20 protein-coding genes are annotated in these 23091 nt (G+C 49.2%); 13 read left to right on the top strand and 7 right to left on the bottom strand.

Annotation, left to right across the window (positions count from 1 at the left end; genetic code table 11):
- Positions 1-13: 13 nt before the first annotated feature.
- From LKD70_RS15405 to LKD70_RS15390, 4 genes are all read left to right on the top strand, one after another.
- The gene (locus tag LKD70_RS15405) at positions 14-856 is read left to right on the top strand and encodes a carbohydrate ABC transporter permease (protein ID WP_227708764.1); all 843 of its coding nucleotides are present in this window, start codon (positions 14-16) and stop codon (positions 854-856) included.
- Between the two features lie 204 nt (positions 857-1060).
- Positions 1061-3175: a glycoside hydrolase family 36 protein gene (locus LKD70_RS15400; RefSeq protein ID WP_227708763.1), complete on the top strand. Its 2115-nt coding sequence runs from the start codon at positions 1061-1063 to the stop codon at positions 3173-3175.
- A gap of 274 nt (positions 3176-3449) precedes the next feature.
- The gene (locus LKD70_RS15395; RefSeq protein ID WP_227708762.1) at positions 3450-3836 is read left to right on the top strand and encodes a hypothetical protein; all 387 of its coding nucleotides are present in this window, start codon (positions 3450-3452) and stop codon (positions 3834-3836) included.
- A 208-nt stretch (positions 3837-4044) separates the two neighbouring features.
- Positions 4045-4911, top strand: coding sequence for an anti-sigma-I factor RsgI family protein (locus LKD70_RS15390; RefSeq protein ID WP_227708761.1), 867 nt, complete (start codon positions 4045-4047; stop codon positions 4909-4911).
- Between the two features lie 27 nt (positions 4912-4938).
- Here LKD70_RS15390 and lon read toward each other — a convergent pair whose 3' ends face one another.
- The 4 genes from lon to LKD70_RS15370 all read right to left on the bottom strand — a co-directional run bounded on the left by lon (position 4939) and on the right by LKD70_RS15370 (position 9682).
- Positions 4939-7206: an endopeptidase La gene (lon, locus tag LKD70_RS15385; protein WP_227708760.1), complete on the bottom strand. Its 2268-nt coding sequence runs from the start codon at positions 7204-7206 to the stop codon at positions 4939-4941.
- Positions 7207-7432: 226 nt separating this feature from the next.
- Positions 7433-7765 (bottom strand): hypothetical protein, encoded by a 333-nt coding sequence (locus LKD70_RS15380; RefSeq protein WP_227708759.1) that lies wholly within the window; start codon positions 7763-7765, stop codon positions 7433-7435.
- 128 nt (positions 7766-7893) lie between these two features.
- On the bottom strand, positions 7894-8970 hold the full coding sequence (locus LKD70_RS15375; protein ID WP_227708758.1) for a sensor histidine kinase: 1077 nt from the start codon (positions 8968-8970) through the stop codon (positions 7894-7896).
- A complete protein-coding gene (locus tag LKD70_RS15370; RefSeq protein ID WP_227708757.1) occupies positions 8960-9682 on the bottom strand; it encodes a response regulator transcription factor in 723 nt (240 codons plus the stop codon). Before LKD70_RS15370 ends, LKD70_RS15375 begins: the two co-directional genes overlap by 11 nt.
- Before the next feature lie 233 nt (positions 9683-9915).
- Here LKD70_RS15370 and LKD70_RS15365 point away from each other — a divergent pair, with 233 nt between their 5' ends.
- From LKD70_RS15365 to LKD70_RS15345, 5 genes are all read left to right on the top strand, one after another.
- Positions 9916-10185 carry a GNAT family N-acetyltransferase gene (locus LKD70_RS15365; protein WP_227708756.1) on the top strand — a complete coding sequence of 90 codons (270 nt, stop codon included), beginning with the start codon at positions 9916-9918 and terminating at the stop codon, positions 10183-10185.
- 88 nt (positions 10186-10273) lie between these two features.
- Positions 10274-11629, top strand: coding sequence for an MATE family efflux transporter (locus LKD70_RS15360; protein WP_227708755.1), 1356 nt, complete (start codon positions 10274-10276; stop codon positions 11627-11629).
- Positions 11626-12753, top strand: coding sequence for a Gfo/Idh/MocA family protein (locus tag LKD70_RS15355; RefSeq protein ID WP_227708754.1), 1128 nt, complete (start codon positions 11626-11628; stop codon positions 12751-12753). The genes LKD70_RS15360 and LKD70_RS15355 overlap by 4 nt, the downstream gene beginning before the upstream one ends.
- 76 nt (positions 12754-12829) lie before the next feature.
- The gene (locus LKD70_RS15350) at positions 12830-13390 is read left to right on the top strand and encodes an alpha/beta fold hydrolase (protein ID WP_227708753.1); all 561 of its coding nucleotides are present in this window, start codon (positions 12830-12832) and stop codon (positions 13388-13390) included.
- 341 nt (positions 13391-13731) lie between these two features.
- Positions 13732-14184 (top strand): Hsp20/alpha crystallin family protein, encoded by a 453-nt coding sequence (locus LKD70_RS15345; RefSeq protein ID WP_227708752.1) that lies wholly within the window; start codon positions 13732-13734, stop codon positions 14182-14184.
- Between the two features lie 294 nt (positions 14185-14478).
- On the opposite strand, the gene LKD70_RS15340 is transcribed toward LKD70_RS15345, so the two are convergent.
- The 3 genes from LKD70_RS15340 to LKD70_RS15330 form a co-directional block, all read right to left on the bottom strand.
- On the bottom strand, positions 14479-16044 hold the full coding sequence (locus tag LKD70_RS15340; RefSeq protein ID WP_456115020.1) for a xanthine/uracil/vitamin C permease: 1566 nt from the start codon (positions 16042-16044) through the stop codon (positions 14479-14481).
- Between the two features lie 167 nt (positions 16045-16211).
- Positions 16212-17942 (bottom strand): adenine deaminase, encoded by a 1731-nt coding sequence (ade, locus tag LKD70_RS15335; RefSeq protein WP_227708750.1) that lies wholly within the window; start codon positions 17940-17942, stop codon positions 16212-16214.
- A 55-nt stretch (positions 17943-17997) separates the two neighbouring features.
- Positions 17998-19779 carry an adenine deaminase gene (locus LKD70_RS15330; RefSeq protein WP_227708749.1) on the bottom strand — a complete coding sequence of 594 codons (1782 nt, stop codon included), beginning with the start codon at positions 19777-19779 and terminating at the stop codon, positions 17998-18000.
- 113 nt (positions 19780-19892) lie between these two features.
- Between LKD70_RS15330 and LKD70_RS15325 the strand changes: the two genes are divergently transcribed.
- From LKD70_RS15325 to LKD70_RS15310, 4 genes are all read left to right on the top strand, one after another.
- A complete protein-coding gene (locus tag LKD70_RS15325; RefSeq protein ID WP_227708748.1) occupies positions 19893-20201 on the top strand; it encodes a hypothetical protein in 309 nt (102 codons plus the stop codon).
- Positions 20202-20272: 71 nt separating this feature from the next.
- A complete protein-coding gene (locus tag LKD70_RS15320) occupies positions 20273-20722 on the top strand; it encodes an Hsp20/alpha crystallin family protein (RefSeq protein ID WP_227708747.1) in 450 nt (149 codons plus the stop codon).
- A 150-nt stretch (positions 20723-20872) separates the two neighbouring features.
- Positions 20873-21517 (top strand): YczE/YyaS/YitT family protein, encoded by a 645-nt coding sequence (locus LKD70_RS15315; protein ID WP_227708745.1) that lies wholly within the window; start codon positions 20873-20875, stop codon positions 21515-21517.
- 43 nt (positions 21518-21560) lie between these two features.
- Positions 21561-22553: a guanosine polyphosphate pyrophosphohydrolase gene (locus tag LKD70_RS15310; RefSeq protein WP_456115019.1), complete on the top strand. Its 993-nt coding sequence runs from the start codon at positions 21561-21563 to the stop codon at positions 22551-22553.
- Positions 22554-23091: the final 538 nt, after the last annotated feature.

Below are 23091 nucleotides of genomic sequence, written 5' to 3'. Positions count from 1 at the left end.
AGGGGGAAATGTTATGCTGAATAAAAGAAACAGAAGAATCGCAAAGGTTGTAACATATATCCTTCTGGTAGTTTTCTCAATCTACACCATGTTCCCGTTCGTGTGGATGCTGATCTGTTCTTTCAAACCGAAGACAGAGATCCGGACGGCGACACCGTCGTTCCTGATTGACGCGCCGACTCTGGAAAACTTCCAGCGAGTGCTTTTCGACGCGGGATTCGTAAACTACATTAAAAACAGTTTGATCGTATCCGTTGTTGCCTGTGCGTTGTCCATGATTATCGCGGTAATGGCAGGATACGCGCTGAGCCGTTTCTATAAACTGAAAGTTGTAAAGGTATCCAACCTTGCCATGATGCTTTCCCAGATGATCCCCGGCGTACTCCTGCTGGTACCGCTGTACATGATCATGAGACAGCTGGGCATCCTGGAGTCCTACGGTTCACTGATCCTGGCGTACACCACATTCGTTATACCGCTGTGTACGTTTATGATGAGCAGTTTCTTCGACACAGTGCCCATGGCTCTTGAGGAAGCTGCGGAGATCGACGGGTGCAACAAAGCACAGACACTGTTCAAGGTTATCCTTCCGCTGTCTGTACCGAGCCTTGTGTCAACTGGACTGTACGCATTCATCAATGCGTGGAACGAGTTCATGTACGGATATATCTTTATCTCCACAGATGAGTACAGAACACTGACACCGGCAATCATGCTCTTCAAGGGCGCCAACACCATCGACTGGGGCGCGCTGATGGCAGGTTCCGTTGTGGCCGTTATCCCGATGACTGTGATCTTCCTCTTCCTGCAGAGATACTTCCTTGCAGGTCTGATGGCAGGTTCTGTCAAAGGTTAAGGACGATTGAATCAGGGTCAGAGAGTCCTGTGTCCCGTTCCTTTAAAGGGGAAGGGACGCGGGGCCCTGGGGCCCTGATTTTATTCACCCGTGCAGAGAGCCGGGAAAATATGCCTGCGTGTTCATTTGACTTCCGCAGGAACTTTGATGTTACTGCAGGCAATAACGCTTTGAATAATAAAATTCAGGAGGAATAACTAAGTTATGAAAAGATGGGAAATTACAGAAAATAATATCAATCTGGTGTGGGAGATCACTGATGAAAACGAGATCAAGCTCCTCCATTTTTCCGTACTCGATTTTGAAGAGGAGAATCTTGAATCAGATACGGGAGTACAGTCATTTTATCCTGTGGAAATCCTTGTGTCAGGCCAGGACCGCGTTGGTGAGCGCCATGGTTCAAAATATATCCAGACGTCTCCGGGATATCGGATGAAATATGTGGATTTTAAAGATTACCGCAATGAGAAGGGACGCAAGCTTGAAATTATCACAAACGATGATATCACAGGCATTGAGTGCGTCAGCCATATGCAGTTCTATGACGGAATATCTGTCGTAAGATCATGGACGGAAGTGGTAAACAAAGGGCAGGAAGCACAGGGACTGGAGTATGTTTCATCCTTTGTCCTCAACGGAATTGACAAAGAGGGAATGACAGACTTTGATGATAAAATGGAGCTTTGGATCCCGCATAACGGATGGCAGAAAGAACTCTGCTGGCAGAAATACTCTTTAAGAGAACTTGGGCTGTCCGTTACACAGCCGAAGATTATGCACAGATCATCAAAGGCGATAGAGATCTCCAACACCGGAAACTGGTCTGCAAAAGAGTATATTCCCATGGGCTATGTACACAACCGGGAGATGAATTCATCCCTGTTCTGGCAGATCGAGCACAACGGATCATGGTATTGGGAAATGAGTGATCAGGACGGACATGTATACCTGAAATTAAGCGGCCCGACAGAGCACCATAACCACTGGTGGAAGAACTTAAAGCCGGGAGAGACGTTCGTTACAGTCCCGGTGAGCGTTGGAAGCGCTGCCGGCGGATTTGACGAGGCGATGGACGAACTGACAAAATACAGACGCGCAATACGCCGTGTAAATGATGATAATGAAAAACTTGCGGTTATCTTTAACGATTATATGAACTGCCTGTTCGGAGACCCGACGACAGAGAAGGAGAAACCGCTGATTGACAAAGCGGCTGAGGCAGGATGCGAATATTACTGCATGGACTGCGGATGGTATTCGGAAGGATACTGGTGGGACGGAGTCGGAGAGTGGCTTCCGTGTGAGAAGAGATTCCCGGGCGGAATCAGGGAAGTAATGGACTATGTACGTTCCAAAGGAATGATTCCGGGTGTATGGCTGGAACTTGAGGTTATGGGAATCAAGTGCCCGAAGGCGGACCGGGTTCCGGACGACTGGTATTTCATGCGCCATGGAAAGAAAGTGTACGACAGAAGCAGATATCAGCTTGACTTCAGGAATCCGGCAGTAATCGAGCACGCGACAGAGGTGATTGACCGTCTTGTAAATGAGTACGGCGTCGGATACATTAAGATGGACTACAATATTGAGCCCGGTATCGGAACAGAGATTAACGCTGACAGCTTCGGAGACGGACTGCTCGGACATAACCGCGCGTATCTTGAGTGGCTGGACGGAATCTTTAAGAAATATCCGGATCTGATCATTGAGAACTGTTCTTCCGGAGGTCTCCGCATGGACTATGCAATGCTTTCCAGATACAGTATTCAGTCCACAAGCGACCAGGAAGATTATGTAAGATATGCGACGATTTCTGCAAATGCTCCTTCAGCCGTGACACCCGAGCAGGCAGCCATCTGGTCCTATCCGCTGACGGAAGGCGATAATGAGGAGGTCATCTATAATATGGTGAATGCGCTCCTTTTAAGAATCCACCAGAGCGGACATCTTGTAAACTTAAACCCGGAGAGAATGGGATATGTACAGGAGGCTCTTGACTATTACAAACAGATCAGGCAGGATATCAAGCATGCTCTGCCGTACTGGCCGCTGGGAATCTCCCAGTATACAGATCCGTGGGTAAGTCTTGGACTTAAGGCAGACGGACGCGATTATATTGCGGTGTGGAGAAGAGACAGCCAGGAGGATATTATATCTCTTCCGGTGAAACACCTGAAAGGCAAGGATGTGAAAGTGAAATGCGGATACCCGCAGAAATGTGAGGTCGGATTCCACTGGAACAAAGAAGCGGGAGAACTTTCCGTGAAACTTCCGGCGAGAGTGAGCGCAAGGCTGTTTGAGCTGAGCTACGAAAAGTAATCTTCACAGCCGGACAAGACAGGAAGTTACAATACAAAAACTGGTAATCTGAGAATCAGAAAAGAAAAAGAAGCCGGATCTCATCCCGGGGAGCGTATCAATGCAGCCCGGGATGAGATCCGGCTTTCTTTTATTTCCCAAAATGAATGGAAACACGCTTTCTGATCGTATATATAGTGAAACAGGAAATAAAACGACAGTCAGCAATGACAGTCAGACGGCAAAATGAACTGTAAAACGCACAATAATGGAGCGAAATGAAGGAGGAATCATCATGAAGAAATTGACGACAGGTTTTATCGCAGTTGTATGTATTCTTGTACTTGGGAGCATGACTGTGTTTGCGGCAGGGCAGGTGCAGCAGAGATCATCTCAGCAGGGAGGCGCTGCTGACAATTCCGCGGAAAGGGTGTACAATCATTATAACAAATACTGCAGCACAGAGTCCGGCTGCGGGTACTGCGGCGAAAACGGACACTGTTATGTGGATGAGGACGGCGACGGAGTCTGTGACTATGCGGGAGAGAACTGCGCAAACGGCGGAGCCTGCTACGTGGACGAAGATGGAGACGGCATCTGCGCGGCAGGCGGTTCCTGTGCGGCGGGATACGGATATGGATGCGGGGATGGTCACGGTCATGGTCATGCGTACAGGCGTTAAATGAACAGCCGGCATAAACGGGACAGCCGATATAAATGAACAGCCGAAAAGATAACAGCCGGCAAGATATGAGCAGTGCCCGCGGAAAAAAGGTGCACAGGCGATGACAAAACGGGAAATGAGACGGGGAAAAAGACAAATACCGTGTATACACTGCTCACGAGAGCACGCGGAATTCTGAAAAAAGAACTGGAAGGAGGGGCGGAGAATGAAGAAAGCAGATGAAACAACAGCGGAAATAAATGAAAAAATTCATGCCGCTTTTGACGAAATCCACGCGGAAGAGAATCTGAAAGCGCGTACAAAAGAATATCTTTCAATGGAAATGTCACGGCAGAAGAAAAAAAGCCGCCCTGTAGTTTTCCGGGCTGCCGCTGCCGCCGCGTGCCTTCTGCTTGTTTTTGTTATCGGTGGATCCTGGATGTTTCTCACTCCGACTGCCTATATCAGTATCGACATCAATCCGTCTCTGGAGCTTGGAATCAACCGCTTTGACCGGGTTGTTTCGGTAGAAGGTTTCAATGACGACGGGCGCGATCTGGCAGATCTTCTCCATATCCGTTTTCAGAATTACAATGACGCGGTCGAAACCATTCTGAACAGTCAGGATATCGCAGATTATCTGTTGCAGGATGCAGTTATGACAGTTACGGTAGCCGGAGAGACAGAGACTCAGCATGACGAAATTCTGGAAAATATGGAGTCCTGCGTCTCGGATCATGAGAATGTAAGCTGCCATTCCGGCAGTGTGGAGGAGATGCATGAGGCTCATGATTCCGGACTCTCATTCGGGAAATACCGGGCATTGCTGGAACTTCAGGAGCTGGATCCATCGATTACGGCAGATGATATCCGTGATTTGTCCATGAAAGAAATCTATGATATGATTGAGGAGTACAGTAATAATGCATCATCCCCCGACACTTCTTCCGGCAGTTCGGATGCGGAATCAGACACGACGGCCGGAAACGGTTCGGGCCTGAATTACGGCGAAGAGGACGATTATGGAGATGGAAGAGAACATGGAAAAGAGAGCGGAGAACATCACGGATATGGACACCATTATGAAGAATAACAGCGGGATTAAGGATCCATATTCATCTTATCCAAGTACTTTCTTCAGCACATCCGTGACTTTCTTCACAGGGATAATCTCCAGTTTTTCCTTCACCTCGTCAGCCACATCTTCGAGATCGTCAACGTTGTCCTCTGGAATAAATACGCGTTTGATCCCCGCGCGCTGCGCTGCCATAAGCTTCTCCGGCAGTCCGCCGATGGGCATAACTCCGCCGCGAAGAGAGACTTCCCCGGTCATGGCGATGTCCGTATCTGCAGCCTTGCCGGTCACAAGAGAGGCAAGTGCGGTTGTCAGCGTAATTCCGGCGGAAGGCCCGTCTTTCGGGACGGCTCCGGCGGGGACGTGAATGTGGAGGTCATGATCTTCAAACACGCGGCTTTCCTTTGGATAAAGTGATTTTACGAGGCTGAGCGCGATCTGGACAGACTCTTTCATGACGTCGCCGAGCTGGCCTGTGATGGTGAGTTTCCCTTTTCCTTTTGTCAGTTTTGTCTCGATGAAAAGGATTGCTCCGCCGGCCCGGGTCCATGCAAGTCCGGTTATGACGCCGGGCGTCTTCGCGGAAAGCTTCCGCTCCGCGCGGATCAGGCTCCGGCCGAGATAATCGGACAGATTGCTCTTTGTGACGGAGACTGCTGTCTCAGATCCGTTTTTGACAAGTTCTACAGCCGCAGTGCGGCACAGCGTTTCAATATTTTTCTTCAGGTCACGGACTCCGGACTCCATCGTATATTCGTCGATGATCTGGCGCAGGGCCCTGTCGTTGATCTTAAGCAGGCCCTTTCGAATTCCCATTGTATCCAGTGCTTTCGGAATCAGGTGCTTTTTCGCAATGTGATATTTTTCCACAGCGGTATAGCCGGGGAAGGAGATCACTTCCATACGGTTTAAAAGAGGCTCCGGAATAGTATCTGTTGTGTTGGCCGTACATACAAAAAGTACATTGGACAGATCGTACGGTACATTCATATAGTGATCTGTAAATGTGCTGTTCTGTTCCGGATCAAGCACTTCCAGAAGTGCGCTTGCCGGGTCTCCGCCGTAGTCTTTGGCCAGTTTGTCAACCTCGTCGAGCACTACGACCGGATTGGAGGTGCCGCTTCTCTTCATGGCCTCCATGATTCTTCCGGGCATTGCCCCGATGTATGTCCTTCTGTGGCCGCGGATCTCAGCCTCGTCACGGATGCCGCCCAGGCTGATGCGCGCATATTCTCTTCCGAGCGCCCGGGCAATACTCTGCCCGATACTCGTCTTTCCTGTGCCGGGAGCTCCGGCAAAAAGAAGGATAGAGCCGTACTGTTTCTGATTCAGCGCCATGACCGCAAGCTGCTGTATGATGCGTTCCTTTACTTTCTTCAGACCATAGTGATCTTCATCCAGTATCTTTTCCGCGCGTTCAAGGTCAATCGGTGTAAATTCCGGCTCTTTCCAGGACAGACTTGTGACAAAGTCCAGATAGTCATACAGCAGTCCGTACTCGTGGCTTTCCTTTCCTTCCTGACGTATACGGTTTAAGACCTTTTCGGCTTCCCTCCGCGCTTCCTTATTCATGCCGGACTCATTGATTTTCTTTTCAAACTTCCTGACATCCGAGATGTTTTCCGGATGCATGTCGTCCAACTCTTTCTGAAGATAGTCGATCTGCTTTTTGATAGCCGCCTCGCGGTAGAGCTGTTCCTGATCGCCCTTCTGGGCTTCCTGGGCTTCGGCGGAAACCTTCGCGATCTCCATAAATTCATTGACCGCGGTTTCAATCAGCGCGCATCTCGCCCTGATGGAATCGGCGGCCAGAATGCGGTATTTTTCATCTGCGGTGAGATTCAGGTATTCCGACAGTGCAGACGCCAGATCGAAGATATTTTTTCTCTGGAGAATAAACCCGCGGGCCCACAGCCCCCACTGGTATCCCTGAACGAAACGGAGGAGCGAAGAGCGGAGTGCGCTGAAAGATGCCTCCTCTTCGTCCGGAGACATATCTTCCACAGAGGGGCGGACCGCGAAAGATGCGCTGATCTCCCCGTCTTCGATGACCGGATTTATAATCTCAACCCGGTCCACAGTGCGGATCTGGACGACGTCCTCCTCGCTGATATTTTCAACCTTTGCAGACAGGCCGATGGGATAGAAATCGTCTTTGGCGAATTGTCCGTTTACGGCTTCTTTTTTCAGGATCATGAACAGGATGTCGTTATCTTCAGTCAGTCTGTCGTACCTGTCGGAAAAGAAATCTTTTTTAAAATAGTAGGTTACATCGGGCAAAAGCAGTATATTGTAGATCGGTTGTACGAACATTTAGAAACCTCCTGTCAACTTGTCAGCACTCAAACAAAACGAGTGCTAATCTACTTATTAGACAAAGTTAGCACAAAAGAGAGCGATTGTCAATAAATGCTTGACGATACCGGGAAAAATAATATAAAGAGGAGAGTTATTATGAAGAAGAGAAACTGCCGGAGTACAGGGAAGAATACATCCTTCCCGTACTCCGGCGAGTTTGTTTACAGGACATTTCAGGTGATTACAAAACAAACATTTTTAAAATTGCAGCGGCAACCGATACAGCGACAAGAACATATGCAGCGATACGCTGGGCTTTTGATCCTGATTTTATGTGGAGAATCAGGGCGATTACGCTTAAGAAGCCGAAGCCCCATGCGATGATTCTCTCCAGCGTATAGTTTGTCGGAAGACTGGTGGCGTTCATTGCCGAGAGTGCCATTCCCCATACGGCCAGGCAGTAGAAGAGGATTGCCTTCGTCCGCTCTGATTTCAGCAAAATGAGAAAGAGAAATCCCAGTATGCTGATTGCGCTTATCCCGATAAATTCAATTAAAAGTAGTCCTAATGCCATAATTTTTTCCCTCCTGTTGATTTACAGTATTTTTAATACACAGTAAATCTAACATGCGCTTCTGAAGAAAAAGCGGATGCATTTCTGAAAAATTCTGAAGACCTGTCCTGCGGAGATGCCGTGGCCGGCTAGGAACACGGCCGGATATTCAGAAGAATTTCGATCCGGAAGGAGCCGCTTTCGTCGGAAACATCTGCGCGCCCGTCGTAAATCCGGGCGATTCTCTGTATATTCCCGATACCGATCTTGCTGCTCGGAGGCGGTGGAAAGGATCCCGGGTCTGCCCGTTTCCCGTTGACCTGTACGATGCGGACTTCACGTCCTGAAGAACGGACGGAAAGCTGCACTGGTGCGTCCGGATCTGCGTATTTTTCCACATTGGATGCAAGGTTGTCTGTGATGCGCCGCAGGGCGTACACATCTGCCTGGCCTGAGAAACTCTCGCATCCGGTGAGATCGATGGTGCAGGAGTAACGGTCTTCGAGAATCTCTTCCCATTCCCCGGCGAGCTGCTCGAAGAGAAGCCGGATGTCATCAATATTTTCCCATGTGCCGTTCCCTCTTTGGGTAAGTTGGGAGGAAAGTTCCTGTATCTGCTGCGCTTTTGAGTAGACGAGGTCAATATAAGCGAGCATATCTTCCTGCGTCATGCCCTGATTTTCGCGGAGGAGTTTTTCCCTCATCAGCTCCGAGTAGGAGAGCATGGAAGTCAGGGGGGTTCTGATATCGTGGGAGAGGGAGCGGATCCACGCTTCCCGTTCTCTGGTGAGTTCCTGTTCCCGGCGGTTTAATTCTCTCTCTGAGGCGGCAAGATAATTGATGCTCCCGGCAAGCTGCGTGAGCTCATCGTTTCCGGTGAGCGGAATCGTATAGTCCATCCGGCTCTCCTGAAGGCTGCCGATTCCCTTTATAATTGTAATCAGGTAAGAAAGGCGCTGGCCCAGCATAAAGAGAAAGAGCACCGTGAAGATGAGGATGGATGCGATGGCGCAGATACTCCTGAGCCATACATGAAACACGAGCTCCTGAGTCTGCGTAATGGTGATGCCCCGCTGCTGGACATAAGTTACACCGATGGAAACAGAAGTTGTATACAGAAAGAGAAAGGTGAACAGAGATACCAGCACGGAGAGAACCAGGTATTCCAGAATGACCCGGGAGAGTTTCTGCTGGCGCGGGCGTTGTTTTTTCTTTTTAGTCAGCATAATACCCCTTTCCCCAGGCAGTTTTTATATACTGTGGATTTCTGGAATTATCTCCCAGTTTCTTCCGGAGATTTTTGATATGTACCATAATCGTGCTGTCGCCGACCGCGTCTTCATCCCAGACACTCTGGTAAATGTTTTCCAGAGAAAAGATCTTCCTTCTGTGGGTCAGGAGCAGTTCAAGGATGCGGTATTCTGTCCAGGTGAGCGCGATTGCTGTCCCGTCTTTCTGAACAGACTGGCTGTCCGGAACCAGCACAAGATCTTTGTAAACGATGGAATCCGGACTGTCTGTGTGCCCCTGATTCTCTGCCTTCGCAGCGTAGAGCGCCTTTGAATATTCCAGAGAGCGGCGCAGATGCGCCTTGACTCTCAGGAGCAGATCCGTGTTGGAAAAAGGCTTTGCAATATAATCGTCCGCACCGACGGAGAAACCCATCGTGCGGTCAGACTCGCCGGAATATGCAGTCAGAAAGAGGACGGGAGCGTAACAGGTCTTCCGGATCTCGGCGGCAGCGGCAAAGCCGGAGACATTCGGCATACTCACGTCCAGAATATAGAGATCGATCGTGTCATCTGCCTTCTCGACCGCCTCCTGGCCGTCGCAGGCTGCAATGACCTCATACCCTTCCGAGGAGAGCAGAAGAGTGAGGACACTCCTGATCTCCGCATCGTCGTCAGCGATGAGAATTCGTGTTTTCTTTTGTTCCATAGGTACCTCCGTTTTGAATATGCCGCCCTGATCCGTGCGGGCGGGGCGGGCAAATGAATTCGGGTTCAGTAAGTGGAATAGAAATTTTATTCAGTATAACACATGATGGAAAGGTTTGCACCCGCTTATCCGGCTTGCTGTTTATCCGGCCTGCCGTGTACTGTTCCCTTGCACAGCTCTGCTGACTTTCGTATAATTAAGAAAGAACGGAAGAAAGCTGCAGGAGAAGGAACATGAGCACAGTAACGATCAGAGATGCAGAGCTAAAAGACGCCGGATATCTCCTTGAGATTTATTCATATGCGGGCTCTTTTGTGGGGAGAGCGGCGTATAACCATTCGTGTGAAATGACGATCTATCTTGACCGTACGGCGAGAAAATGCGGTATGGGATATACGAAAGTTGGGGAATTTCACAAATGCGGATATAAGTTCGGACGGTGGTACGATATGATCTGGATGGAGAAAATGATCGGCGGACACCTGGATAGAGACGGCAGCTGAACGGAGAGAATGCCCGGATGGAGACAGCGGGGGCGGCCCGCTGATTGGAAGAAAAGATACGTTTCGTAAGGAACTGGGGGAACATAAAATGACAACAGATATGACAGAGGGAAAAATCATACCGCAGCTGACTGAGTTTACGATTCCGCTTGTGCTGGGAAATCTGTTTCAGCTGACATACAATGCGGCGGATTCGGTGATCGTAGGCAATTTTGTCGGAGACGAGGCGCTTGCGGCAGTGGGCACAGCGGGGCCGGTCATGAATATGGTGATTCTGTTTATCAGCGGCATGTGCATGGGTGCGGGAATTCTGATGAGCACTCAGTATGGAGGGAAAAGATACGGCCATCTCAAAAAACAGATCAGCACAACGCTGTTGGGAGGAATTGCTTTCTCTGTCGTGGTCGCGGCAGTACTGATCCTCCTGGCTCATCCGCTCCTTTCGCTGCTTCAGGTGCCGGACGATATTATCGGGGAGGCCGCTGTCTATCTGAGAATTGTGTTCTTCGGACTGATTTTTACATATATCTACAATTTCTTTTCCAATACAATGAGGGCCCTTGGCGACAGTACGGTTCCGCTCATCTTTCTGATTATAAGCTCGCTGATCCATATTGCGGCGGATCTGCTTTTTATCGTGGGATTCGGCTGGGGCGTGCCGGGCAGCGCGCTGGCGACTGTGCTCAGCGAGGCGCTGTGCTGCCTTTTCTGCGTCATATATATAAAGAAAAAGGTGCCGCTTCTCTGCCTCGGGAGAGAGTGGCTTGTCTTCGATGCGTCGATCCTTTTCCGGACGTTTTCCTACGGAATCACCAGCGCCCTGCAGCAGATGTGCGTACAGCTTGGGAAAATCTGTGTGCAGACGATCGTAAATGTCCAGGGAACAGTGTTTATCGCGGCTTTCACAGCAATTAACAGGGTGGATGATTTTGCCATGACGCCGCAGCAGAACATCGCGCATGCGGCGACAACGTTCATGGCGCAGAACCGGGGCGCCGGCAAGTATGAAAGAATGAAGAAGGGGTTTTTAAGCGCGGCGCTTCTGGAAGCGGGCTATACGGTTCTTGTATCTCTGGCTGTCTTCCTCTTCTCCGGTCAGATTATGCATCTGTTCGTCGGAAGTGAAGCGGAGGAAGTTGTGGTTCTCGGGATGTCATATTTAAAACTTATGGCATTACTGTATATGCTGCCCGCGGTTACGAATACAATTCAGGGATACTTCCGCGGGCTCGGTGATCTGAAAGTGACTCTGATCAGCACGATACTCAACATGGCAGTGCGCTTTTTGTCCGCGTGGATGCTCATTCATGTCATGCACGGAGGTTTTGAGTGCCTTGCCTGGTCGAACTGTCTCGGATGGGCGGCGATGCTGGCGCTGCAGGTTCCGCTGATCCTGACACGGTGGAGGAAAGAGGAGAAAATCAGCAGTAGGAGAGACATATGAAGCAGGAGAAGAAACATATGGAGGAGACAAGAGTGTGTACAGGCGTCATCGGTGCAGGCGCAATCAGTGACATTTATCTGAAAAATATGATTACCCGGTTTGACAATCTGCAGGTCAAATCAATATGTGCGGCGCACATGGAGAGCGCACAGAAAAAGGCGGAAAAGTATGGAATACAGGCGGTTACAATGGCAGAAATGCTGGACGATCCGGAAATCAGCCTCGTTGTCAACCTTACGCCTGCACACGTACATTACCGCGTGATCAGGGCGGCGCTGGAACACGGGAAGCATGTCTATACAGAAAAAATACTGACTGATGATCTGGAAAAATCCAGGGAACTCGTTCAGCTTGCCCGGGAGAGAGGGCTTTATCTCGGATCAGCCCCGGATACGTTTATGGGTGCGGCGCTTCAGACCGCGAGGGCTGCCATCGACAGCGGAATGCTGGGCGAGATCCATTCGTTCGCGGTGTCTGCAAACCGCTGCAACGAGATTCTCCTGAGTATGTTTGATTTTCTGAGACAGCCGGGAGGGGGAATCGTATGCGATTACGCAGTGTATTATGTGACTGCGCTTGTAAGTCTTCTGGGACCGGCGGCACGGGTGGGGAGCATCATCGGTTATCCGTATCCGACCCATGTGAACTGTATACCGGACAGCCCGATGTACGGCCAGGAGATGGATACGCCGAACGAGAGCCAGGTCAATGCTGTGCTGCAGTTTGAGAACGGCGTGACAGGGACACTTCACATAGATGCAGATTCCGTTCCGGAGGATCAGGCGTATTTTACGATTTACGGGACAAAAGGCATTCTGATGCTGACTAATCCGAATCAGTTCGGCGGGGAGGTGCGTTTCCTTGCGAATCCGGCGTCTCCGGCTGACTGGAAGAAAAGAAACAGGCAGCAGCCCTGTGTACTTCCTTCTGTAAATGAATATACAGACAACGCACGGGGAATCGGCCCTTCAGATCTGGCGGATACGATTCTGAACGGGACTGCCCTGCGGCCTTCCGCTGAGATGGCGTATCATGTGCATGAGATATTGAACGCCATGCTGCAGGGCGGGACCGACGGAGCATTTACAGAGATCCGGTCTTCCTGCAAGAGACCGGAAGTTTAAGAAACAGCGAAGCTTCATCACACCTTTTACGGTCGGAACGGCTACAATTAAGGGGAGGATTTTTAACTGATATAATGTGAGTATAGAAATTGAGGTAAAGATAAAAGTGGTTGAATTACATGGAAAAGCACCATATAAGACCGTTTTAATTCACGGCGGTCCCGGCGCAGCAGGTTCTTTAAATAATTGCGCAGAAGAATTAAATCGATTGACGGGAAGTGGGGTTGTGGAAGCATTGCAATCCAGGTATTCCATAGCTGAACTGATTGAAGAATTATACTTACAGATTATAAAATATTGCCAAGAAATACCGACTTTAATTGGCCACTCATGGGGCGCATGGCTGGCTGTATTATTTGCAGGAAAATACCCAAAGATGTGTAAAAATATTGTCCTGGTCGGCTGCCCTCCGCTTGCGGATAAATATGTCAAAGAAATATCTTTGCGAAGGCTGCGCAATCTTTCAGACGAAGAAAGAAAAATTATTCAGAGAGTAACAGATAATGTGGCTACAGGTGAAGATATGACAAAGATACCCGGTATTTTAGAAAAATGCGGTCATAATCCATTTATGGAAAAATATGCTAAAGAAGAATTTTATAATATTCTTCAAGATATCATACGGCTTCCGGTTTAACAATTACATACTTGAAACAGATTATAGACTGTTTGAACATGAAATTTACCGGAGATACGCTGAAGCTGGTTTTCTTGTATGACGATAATGGAAAATTTGCAGCTTTCGATTTGAAAAAAATTAGCACTCACCTCTTGACAGTGATAATAATGCTTGCTATATTACAAATAGAACAAAGGAAGAGGGACAAAAGGAACGAAGAGATGAGTTCCCAAAAGCGTTCCGAATCCAGAGTTCCCTTAGCTTACAACACTTGAGATGACTTCAAAGGTGCTGATGGCAGCTGCGAGAGCAGCTCATAAAAATTTGCGATGTTTCAATTTTGAAAGGAGTAATGACTTATGTTAATGCCGAGTATTTTTGGAGAGAATTTATTTGATGATGACTGGATGAATTTCCCGTTTGAAAGGGACTTCTGGGGAAGAAAGAACCCGCTGTATGGCAAGAACGCAAAGAACCTGATGAAGACGGATATCCGTGAGCATGACAGCGGATACGAACTGGATGTAGATTTGCCGGGATTTAAGAAAGATGAGATCAATGTGGAGCTTGAGAACGGCTACCTGACTATTTCCGCCGCAAAAGGCCTGGACAAAGATGAACAGGATAAGAAAGGAAAATACATCCGCAAAGAGCGTTATGCAGGCGCAATGCAGAGAAGCTTCTATGTAGGAGACGCAGTAACTCAGGAAGATATCAAGGCCAAATTTGAGGATGGTATCCTGAAACTGAGCATTCCGAAGAAGGATGCCAAGGCTGTTGAGACAAAGAAGACAATCGCAATTGAAGGATAAAACGATTCGATGAGGAAATGGCTGCAGATGGATGCAGCCCTGAACAAAACTGCAGGAGGGCACAAAGCCTGAAAGCTTGAAATAGATTTTAAAAGATCCGGTGCATATGAGATGTGGGAGCATATCAATGTGTATGAGCCGGATCTTTTTTTGTGGTGAGCCCGGCGGCGCACGTTTCTTAAGGATGTAAGTCGTGTGTTCTGCAGGCTGTTATCAGCTTGCCAGTGAAAGTCTGGTCAAGGTAATCGCCAGTAAAAAATGGCTCTCGTCTATCAGGAAACGAGAGCCGAAGCGTCACACATAATCAAAGTGATCAGGTCCTTTGAACCAGCTGTTTCGTCCCGTGTGAAGGATGAACGCCAGTACCGCCGCGATCAGGTAGGCGATTGCAAACGGGGAATCCGGATTGAATCCGAGCTGCGCGCTGTGGATAAATCCGAAGCACGCCAGCACCGCGCCCGCGAGACATACAACTCCCACTTTTAGAAGCTGCTTCTCGATAATAAATACGGTAATCGTTCCGAGGAGGATACCGATGATAACGGCTCCCGCCTTTACGCCCGGCACCCCGTTCCACATAACGCCGGCATCCAGGATCATCTGTGTCACTTCCGCGTTGTATCCGGCGGTTCCGTCAGCCAGAACTTCCGTGCTGTAGCCTGCCAGACCTGCTGCTCCGGTGATCTGTGTGTAGAGGTAGTCAGCTACCGGCGGGATCATGGCGATTCCGACTGCCGCATAGTGCTTCACCGGATTGTCTTTAAACGCCTGCGCTACCATAACAACCGCGCACCACAGGAATGTAACCGCACATACTGCGGCAGGCACCAGATTGTCCAGGAAAGAGAACAGGCCGAAGATTCCCGCTGCTCCCAGGACAAGTCCTGCGATCAGGGAGTATCCGATTCCGGCTCCGGATTTTTTCAGTCCCGCGTGTCCGAGCCATACCGTGTTCGGGATGACGCCGCCGAAAATGGCGGAAATCATTGTACAGCATCCGTCAGCGAACTGTGTTTCCCTTACATTGTAATTGTCACCGGCTGCGTTTGCGCCTTCAACGTTGTCCATTGTCTCGATAAAGTTGTAGATGCTGACCGGGATTACGACGGTCAGATACGGTGCGACAACCGCAAATCCGTTGATCAGCTGCTGGATTCCATTTACCGGGTTCGGCATATAGAAGCCGATTCCGCTGAAATCCACCGTCGTTCTTCCAAGGCAGAACGCGTAAACAATTCCGCCTACGATGGCGACGACAAGCGGCGGGATCTTCTTCGGGAACATATATCCTCCGAAGATTCCGACCATCGCGACGAGCAGGATCGGAACTCCGATCACCGGGTCGCCGAAGATGTCAAATACACCTTGAGTAGCCATCCAGATAAAACCGATTCCTGCTACCGTTCCGAGCAGGGCAGCGCGGGGCAGGTTGCTCTTCATCCACGGCCCGATAACTCCGCCGAGGAATTCCACAAATCCACCGATAAAACATGCCGCAACTGCCGCCGACCATGTGAGGGCAGGATCTTCAAGAGCGTAGTGGAGCGGCATAATCACTCCGTACAGCATGACAAACATGGCAGGTGTGGATACACCGGACGGGAGCGCCGTCACATCGGCTCTTCCCTCTTTCCGGGAAAGTCTTCTTCCCATCCAGGCATAATAGATTCCGCCGGCCATCAGTCCAATGGACATGCCGGGAATGACGTTGCCGTATACAATCTCGTCCGGCCATTTCAGCACGCCTGACAAAGTTGCGATGACAATCAGGTAGTTTACGATGTTGTTTGTGATGGCATACGTCAGTCCGCCGATATCTCCGCGGCGAAACCACGGCACAAGTGTCTTTTGTTCGTTCAAATCTCTCATCCTCCGTTTAAATACTGCTTTTCTCTATACTGCTTCTTTCCCCTCTTGTGATCCTGTACTGATTCTGCTCCGGCCGCATATTGATTCCCAGCATGCTTGCATCGGGGTATTTGACTCTGCGCCGGTTCTGCCGTGATTATGCCTGCTCCTGCGGACGCTTATGCTTCCGTCGGAATAAATGAAAAGGCAGTTACATCAAACAGTCCCATATCAGTCAGTTTCACTTCCGGTATCACTGCAAGAGACATAAAGCACAGCGTCATAACCGGCTCAACGTCTCCGCTGATCCCGAGCTCAGAGTAGGCTTTCTCATGGATATCTGTCAGTTTCTGCTCTACCCACTCGCCGTTCTGGTCGCTCATCAGGCCCGCGATCGGCATCGGCATGCTCTCGATCACACGGCCTTCCTTTACAAGTACAATTCCGCCTTCCTGTTTAATCAGGCTGTTGACCGCGAATTCCATTTCTTCATCGCTTACTCCCACTACGATGATGTTGTGGGAATCATGTGCGACAGAAAGCGCCACGGCGCCCTCGCGGATACCGTATCCTTTCAGGAAGCCGCAGGCAACATTTCCGGTGCCCTGGTGCCGCTCTACAACGGCTACCTTTACGATATCTGCTTCCGGATCACGGATAAATTCGCCGTTTTCATCCAGGCGGATGTCAGCGGTCTCTTTCTTTGTCACAACGCCGCCCGGCATGATGCCGATGACGTTGACATGTCCGGATTTCAGATGCATTTTAAATTTCTCTTTTGAGAAGTCCTTCACGACGACGCTTCCCTTTACGGAAGAAATGTCGTGGAAGTGGATTTCCGGGAGATATTTTCCGTCTTCGGCAGTCAGTTCTCCGGCAATCCATACACGGTTTACATGGAAGTCCTTCAAGTCATCCAGAAGGACGATATCAGCACGGTATCCCGGCGCGATTGCACCCCTGTCGCAGAGACGGAAGCACTCTGCCGCGTTTAAGGTGGCCATGCGGATCGCGGTGACAGGATCCAGTCCCTCCTCCACACAGATCTTCAGATGGTTGTCCAGATGTCCTTCGTGAAGGATCGTCTTCGGCTGGCGGTCATCGGAGCAGAGCAGGCACCTCCTGCTGTTCTCCGGTGTCACGCCTTTGATAAGCACCCTTAAATTGTGGCACGCGGACCCCTGTCTTAAGAGAATGTACATTCCTCTTTCCAGACGGTCTTTCATCTCCTCAACAGTGGAACATTCATGATCCGCAAGGATCCCTGCGGCCGCGTAGGCGTTTAACTCCTTCCCGGAGATCCCGGGGCCGTGACCGTCGATGATCTTTCCTTCTTCCTTTGCTGTCATCAGCTTGTCGAGGACAGCATCATCAGCCTGGATGACGCCCGGGTAGTTCATGAATTCCCCGAGACCGAGGATGCCATCCCGCTTGATGGGCTCTTTCATTTCCGGAGCATTGATAACCGCACCCGCATGCTCAAAAGGTGTTGCGGGAACGCAGGACGGGAGCATGTATTTGATGTCCAGTTTCGTCCCCCCGGCAGCCTCCATCATATAGTCCAGTCCCCGGATTCCGCACACATTGACGATCTCGTGGGGATCTGCGATGATTGTCGTCCCCCCGTGGGGAACAAGGAGACGGCCGATCTCCTCCGGGCTTACATAGGAAGACTCAATGTGGATATGGCTGTCAATGAAGCCGGGAGCGGCATAACGCCCGCCCGCATCAATGACTTCTTTCCCCTCATAGTCGCCGATTCCTGCGATCTGATCTCCGCAGAGGGCGATGTCACCCTCTGTAATCTCCCCGGAAAATACATTGACAATACGGCAGTTCTTGATAACCGTATCAGCCGGGACCCGTCCGGCTGCTGTGTCGATCAGTTTTTTCAATTCTTCTTTTTTCATAGTCGTTACCTTCTTTTCTTTTTCTATTACTATATAATTATTTTCGGTTTTATAATTATTTTTCGGTAACTTCAAGTACAGGATCATATGTTGTAAGCGCTGTGTAGTCTACCGGGCCCGCGTCTGTGATAGCGTAGTCCGGGATTGCCGTGATCGGCAGGAAGAACATGTACATCATCGGATCCGGAAGGTCGGATCCGAGGCTTCTTGCCGCCTGGTCGATCTTTTTTTCATGTGCGGCAATCTCCTCCGGCTCACGGTCGCTTACGATTCCTCCGACCGGAAGCGGCAGGAACTCAAGAATCTTTCCGTCTGCCACGACAGCCTGTCCGCCGCCCTGCTCGATGACATAGTTTGCGGCGATGGACATATCCTCCGCGCTGACGCCCATCACGACGAGGTTGTTGTCATCCGGCGCTGCGGATGAAGCCATGGCGCCTTTTTTCAGCTTCCAGCCTGAGCAGAATGCAAGGGATTTGTTTCCGTTTCTTCCGAATCTCTCAAGGACAGATACCATTGCCACATCCTGCTCCGGATCCGGGAGCACAATCCCGTTTTCAACTTTGAGCACAACATCTCTTCTCTTGCGGACGAAGGGGCCTTTCACATCCATGGCAAGCACCTTCGCCTCGCCGTGGCCGATGGTTGTCTTATACCGGAAATCGTCCGGCGTTGTCTTCGCACATTTCAGGACGCCCTTTAATACCGCGCTTCTCTCCGGAGCCTTCAGATCATATGTGAGTCTGTGATCCTTTGCAACCATCTTTCCGTTTGTCATGACTTCCTCTACATTGAAGTCGTGGAGATCGTCTACAAACAGGATGTCTGCGATCCTTCCCGGAGAGATGGAACCGATCAGGTGATCGATCCGGTAAGCCTCCGCGCTGTTGATCGTTGCCATCTGGATCGCTGTCATCGGTTCAACCCCGGCTTTGATTGCGAGGCGAACGACATTGTCCAGATGTCCTTTTGAGAGAATGTCGCTTGCGGTCACGTCGTCGGTGCAGAAGCTTACGCGGCGTGCGAATGCCGGATTGACTTCCGTCACAGCTTTGATGTTCTCTTCGAGGAAATGGGTCACGGAAGACTCGCGGATCAGCATGTGCATTCCCTTTCTCATCTTCTCCACAACTTCCTCGTGGGTGTAGCTTTCGTGATCCAGTCTGACTCCGCCGCACAGGTAGCCGTTCAGATCATTTCCCTGTGCCATCGGCGCGCATCCGAATACCGGAAGGCGGTTTTTAAACGCCTCTTCGATCGCTCCAAGTGTGTCTTCATCCTCCTCCTGAAGGAACTCACGCACCGTCTCCCAGACGCCGAAGCACTCCGGCCATTTCTGGACTTCTTTGTGAACTTCCTTTGTAAAGTTGAAGGCAACGGTGGACTGGGGGATTGTGTACGGTGTCTTGTACGGCGCTCCCCAGAATACTTTCAGCGGGCTCTGCTTTACTTCCGCCAGAATCTCTTTGAGTCCTTCCAGGCCGGAAACCGAGATGTACTCGTCCAGGCCGGAGATCATGCTCGTCGTTCCTCTCGGCACAACTGCCTTTGCGTAGCTTGTGATGCTCAGCTTGCTGCACTCGCTGTGAATGTGTCCGTCGATCATTCCCGGCACAAGGTATCTTCCTTTTGCGTCAATGATCTCCGTGTCCGGGCCGATGTAATCTTCCACATCACCGACCGCCGCGATCATGTCATTGTACACGGCGATGTCTGCCGGATAGATCTCGCTTGACATGACGTTTACAAGCTGTCCGCCGCGGATGACTTTGTGCGCTGGGATCTTTCCGCGTCCTGCCCGGATCATTTCTTTCAGGTTTTCGACTGTTCTTTCCATACTGAATTCCTCCTTGCGTATTCGCTGTCTGGGTTGAAAAGGGAAATAAAAAAGATACATCGGCCGCCGGTCATACCGGAGACTAAACAGGTTTCCCGTCCTGCGAATGTATCTTGAAGAATTTTCAACTATATTCAGTTGTGCCGGAAGCAGATGCTTCTCTGCTTTTAATCATAGCACGGGTGGAACAAGTTGAAAATATATTAGAATATTATATTTTTGTATTATTATTTATCAGCAGCGCTTATATAAATGAGTGTCCGTCCGCTGTTTTTAAGGTTCTGGTGCGTGACCGGCGTATTTTAATGTGCCGGCCGGGTGCGGCAGTGATATATATGGTCGAACTGTCTGGGATGGATTGTCATGCTGGCGTTTCAGGTTCCGACGATTACTATGAGGTGGAAGGAAAAATTAAAAATTAGCACTCACATCTTGACAGTGCTAACAATAAGTGCTATAGTACAGATATAACAAAGGAAAGGAGAAATGACCTATGTTAGTACCGAGCATTTTTGGAGAAAACTTATTTGATGATGACTGGATGGATTTCCCGTTTGAGAGAGAGTTTTGGGGAAGGAAGCCGGCTTATAAAAAGACAGCAAACAACCTGATGAAAACCGATATCCGTGAGCATGACGCCGGATATGAGCTGGATATAGACCTTCCGGGATTTAAGAAAGACGAGATCAGGGCAGAGCTTGAGAACGGTTATCTGACCATTTCTGCTACAAAAGGCGCAAGCAATGATGAGAAGAACAAAGAAGGAAAGTATATCCGAAGAGAGCGTTATACCGGGACAATGCAGAGAAGTTTCTATGTGGGAGACGATGTGACGCAGGAAGATATCAAAGCGAAATTTGAGGACGGCATCCTGAAACTGAGCATCCCGAAGAAAGACGCACATGCTGTAGAAACGAAGAAAACCATCTCCATCGAAGGATAAAATATAAAAAACAGAAAAGCGAACAAAAAAGGGTTCGGCGTTTGAGACGACGCCGGATCCTTTTTTGTTCGCTGTTTATCTGCATAAGTGATATAATACTTAGCTGGGGGAGTATTTGAGGAATATCAGAACAGAAAGGAATGACCAGAATTGAACAAGTTACCTGTCTATATTTTGAAGCGGTATCTGCTGCTTCTTGTCGGACTTACGATCATGGCTTTCGGCGTTGCATTTTCGATCAAGGCAAGTCTTGGCACGTCGCCTATATCCAGTGTACCATATGTGGTCAGTCTGCTGACTCCTCTGACGGTCGGAACAGCGACAATTATCATGCACTGTGTGTTTATTCTCATACAGATTCTCATTCTCAGGAAAAATTATCACCCGATCCAGCTCATGCAGCTCCCGGTGGCATTTGTGTTCGGATATCTGACGGACTTCGGCGTGTGGGCTGTGCAGAATATTTCGTACAGTACATACTGGGAGCAGTGGATCCTTTGTCTGATCGGCATTTTCCTTGTCGCGGTGGGAGTCAGTCTGGAAGTAAAAGCAGGCGTTGTCGTGCTTGCCGGCGAGGGTGTAGTGCTGGCGATCTGCAAAGTGCTGCCCGTAAAATTCGGATATATGAAAGTGGGATTTGACGTCACTCTCGTTGTGACCGCATGCGTACTGTCCATCGGATTTACCGGACAGCTGCAGGGAGTAAGAGAGGGAACGGTCGCGGCGGCGCTTATGGTAGGACTGATCGCAAAGCAGCTCGGAAAGATACTTTCAAAGTGGAAACTGGAAGAGTAGATGTATAATAGTGAATATCATGAGGACAAAAGGTAAGGAGCGAATGATGATATCTTTAAATGATTATTTATATTCCGGAGATACGGTGCTGAAAATTCTGAAAAAATATACCAGGGATCTGCAGATCTCAGCAGAAAAACACCAAAACGAAGTGGACCTGATACACAGCAGGTTTTTAAAACGTACCTCAGATCTGCTGGAACACAACGATTTCCTGACCGCGCAGTCTCAGAAAATCCGGGAATTTTATAAATATATGGCAAAGGAATACGCTCATCTTTCTTTTACTTTTAAAGGAAGGATCAAATCTCTGATCCGTGCGGAGACAAAATTTAATGGTTATATTGTGGAATTCATCTATGATTATTATATCGAACATGGAGTCTATCCGCCTTTGGAAGAACTGATAAAGAAGCTGGAAGGTTTCCGGGATCTGATCGCATACCGTATTGTCATATCTATGCCTAAATGTCATATCAGGGATGACGGGGAACGGGAGAAAGAGGAAATCCGCAATCTGTATGCCATTGCAAACGTTATGAAGGATTTCCTTGAAAAACAGGGATTCCGCGCAGAGCCGGCATTCGGGGTAAAGGAAAGCGCATCTCCGCTGCTGAACGATTCGGTGCGGCCATATTACAGAGATTATATCTGCCATGCAAAGCCGGACGGGTACAGGTCTTTGCATATTACTTTTTTTGATGACAGCGCGAAATTCTATATGGAAATGCAGCTCCGCACTAAGGAGATGGACGACATTGCGGAAATCGGATCGGCAAACCATCTCGGATATGAGAAAAGGCAGCAGATTGAGCGCAACAGAAGAGACGCTGTCCCGGAGGGGGAGAACATTTATTTTGACGAGGCGTATGAAAGAATCAGAAAACTGCAGGAGCTGGAACTGGCAAAAGTGGATGTGAATATGTTCTCGGCAGCAGATAACAGCCTGATTAATGATGGCTGCGGTCTGTATCGGGGAAGGCTGATCCTGCCGTATGAGCATCTGTCCAGATTTCAGAATGATCTGATTGATTAAAGATTTCCCTTTTTCGGGAAAATAGCACTCACCTCTTGGCTCGTTTGGGGTGGTTTTGTCCTGTGGCGTCAGAGCCCGTAAAGCCTTATTTTACAAGGTTTTTGCGGGTTCTTACTTTTTGTCTGGAAGCGTCAAAAATCATCATTTTTTGAAAAAATGGTGTAGTAAATGGTGTAGTAAAAAGACTATATGGTTATAAAAGACGAAAGGAACCATTTGTGATCTATAAAGGGAACTGTTACACTGGTAAAATAGAAAGATAGAAATATTTGGTGAATAAGATTCGGTTATATTCTCTACAAATAGAGTAAAAATTACATTATGAAAGAAGTGAATCATATATAAGCAATAACAAAAAGGGATAAAAGGTAAATCAATAATATATGTTATTCGCAACTGTACAAATATAAATGCAAATAGCGGCCTACTACGGCCGGTTTTGCGGAGCAAAACGGCCGCAATGCGGAGCTGAGCGGCCAGGGTTTCTTTTGATTTAAAGACTCCCCATCCCTCATAATGGAAGAATACCGCTGGTGCG

Origin of the sequence: Ruminococcus turbiniformis (assembly GCF_020687545.1) — a bacterium.
GTDB lineage: Bacteria > Bacillota > Clostridia > Lachnospirales > Lachnospiraceae > Mediterraneibacter > Mediterraneibacter turbiniformis.
The sequence above is the reverse complement of the archived record's forward strand: the minus strand, read 5'-3'. Positions and strand labels throughout refer to the sequence as shown.

What these genes read in the sequence shown, in the direction of transcription:
- LKD70_RS15405 (WP_227708764.1), top strand. Translation starts at nt 14, where the DNA reads ATGCTGAATAAAAGAAACAGAAGAATCGCAAAGGTTGTAACATATATC.
- LKD70_RS15400 (WP_227708763.1), top strand. Translation starts at nt 1,061, where the DNA reads ATGAAAAGATGGGAAATTACAGAAAATAATATCAATCTGGTGTGGGAG.
- LKD70_RS15395 (WP_227708762.1), top strand. Translation starts at nt 3,450, where the DNA reads ATGAAGAAATTGACGACAGGTTTTATCGCAGTTGTATGTATTCTTGTA.
- LKD70_RS15390 (WP_227708761.1), top strand. Translation starts at nt 4,045, where the DNA reads ATGAAGAAAGCAGATGAAACAACAGCGGAAATAAATGAAAAAATTCAT.
- lon (WP_227708760.1), bottom strand. Translation starts at nt 7,206, where the DNA reads ATGTTCGTACAACCGATCTACAATATACTGCTTTTGCCCGATGTAACC.
- LKD70_RS15380 (WP_227708759.1), bottom strand. Translation starts at nt 7,765, where the DNA reads ATGGCATTAGGACTACTTTTAATTGAATTTATCGGGATAAGCGCAATC.
- LKD70_RS15375 (WP_227708758.1), bottom strand. Translation starts at nt 8,970, where the DNA reads ATGCTGACTAAAAAGAAAAAACAACGCCCGCGCCAGCAGAAACTCTCC.
- LKD70_RS15370 (WP_227708757.1), bottom strand. Translation starts at nt 9,682, where the DNA reads ATGGAACAAAAGAAAACACGAATTCTCATCGCTGACGACGATGCGGAG.
- LKD70_RS15365 (WP_227708756.1), top strand. Translation starts at nt 9,916, where the DNA reads ATGAGCACAGTAACGATCAGAGATGCAGAGCTAAAAGACGCCGGATAT.
- LKD70_RS15360 (WP_227708755.1), top strand. Translation starts at nt 10,274, where the DNA reads ATGACAACAGATATGACAGAGGGAAAAATCATACCGCAGCTGACTGAG.
- LKD70_RS15355 (WP_227708754.1), top strand. Translation starts at nt 11,626, where the DNA reads ATGAAGCAGGAGAAGAAACATATGGAGGAGACAAGAGTGTGTACAGGC.
- LKD70_RS15345 (WP_227708752.1), top strand. Translation starts at nt 13,732, where the DNA reads ATGTTAATGCCGAGTATTTTTGGAGAGAATTTATTTGATGATGACTGG.
- ade (WP_227708750.1), bottom strand. Translation starts at nt 17,942, where the DNA reads ATGAAAAAAGAAGAATTGAAAAAACTGATCGACACAGCAGCCGGACGG.
- LKD70_RS15330 (WP_227708749.1), bottom strand. Translation starts at nt 19,779, where the DNA reads ATGGAAAGAACAGTCGAAAACCTGAAAGAAATGATCCGGGCAGGACGC.
- LKD70_RS15320 (WP_227708747.1), top strand. Translation starts at nt 20,273, where the DNA reads ATGTTAGTACCGAGCATTTTTGGAGAAAACTTATTTGATGATGACTGG.
- LKD70_RS15310 (WP_456115019.1), top strand. Translation starts at nt 21,561, where the DNA reads ATGATGATATCTTTAAATGATTATTTATATTCCGGAGATACGGTGCTG.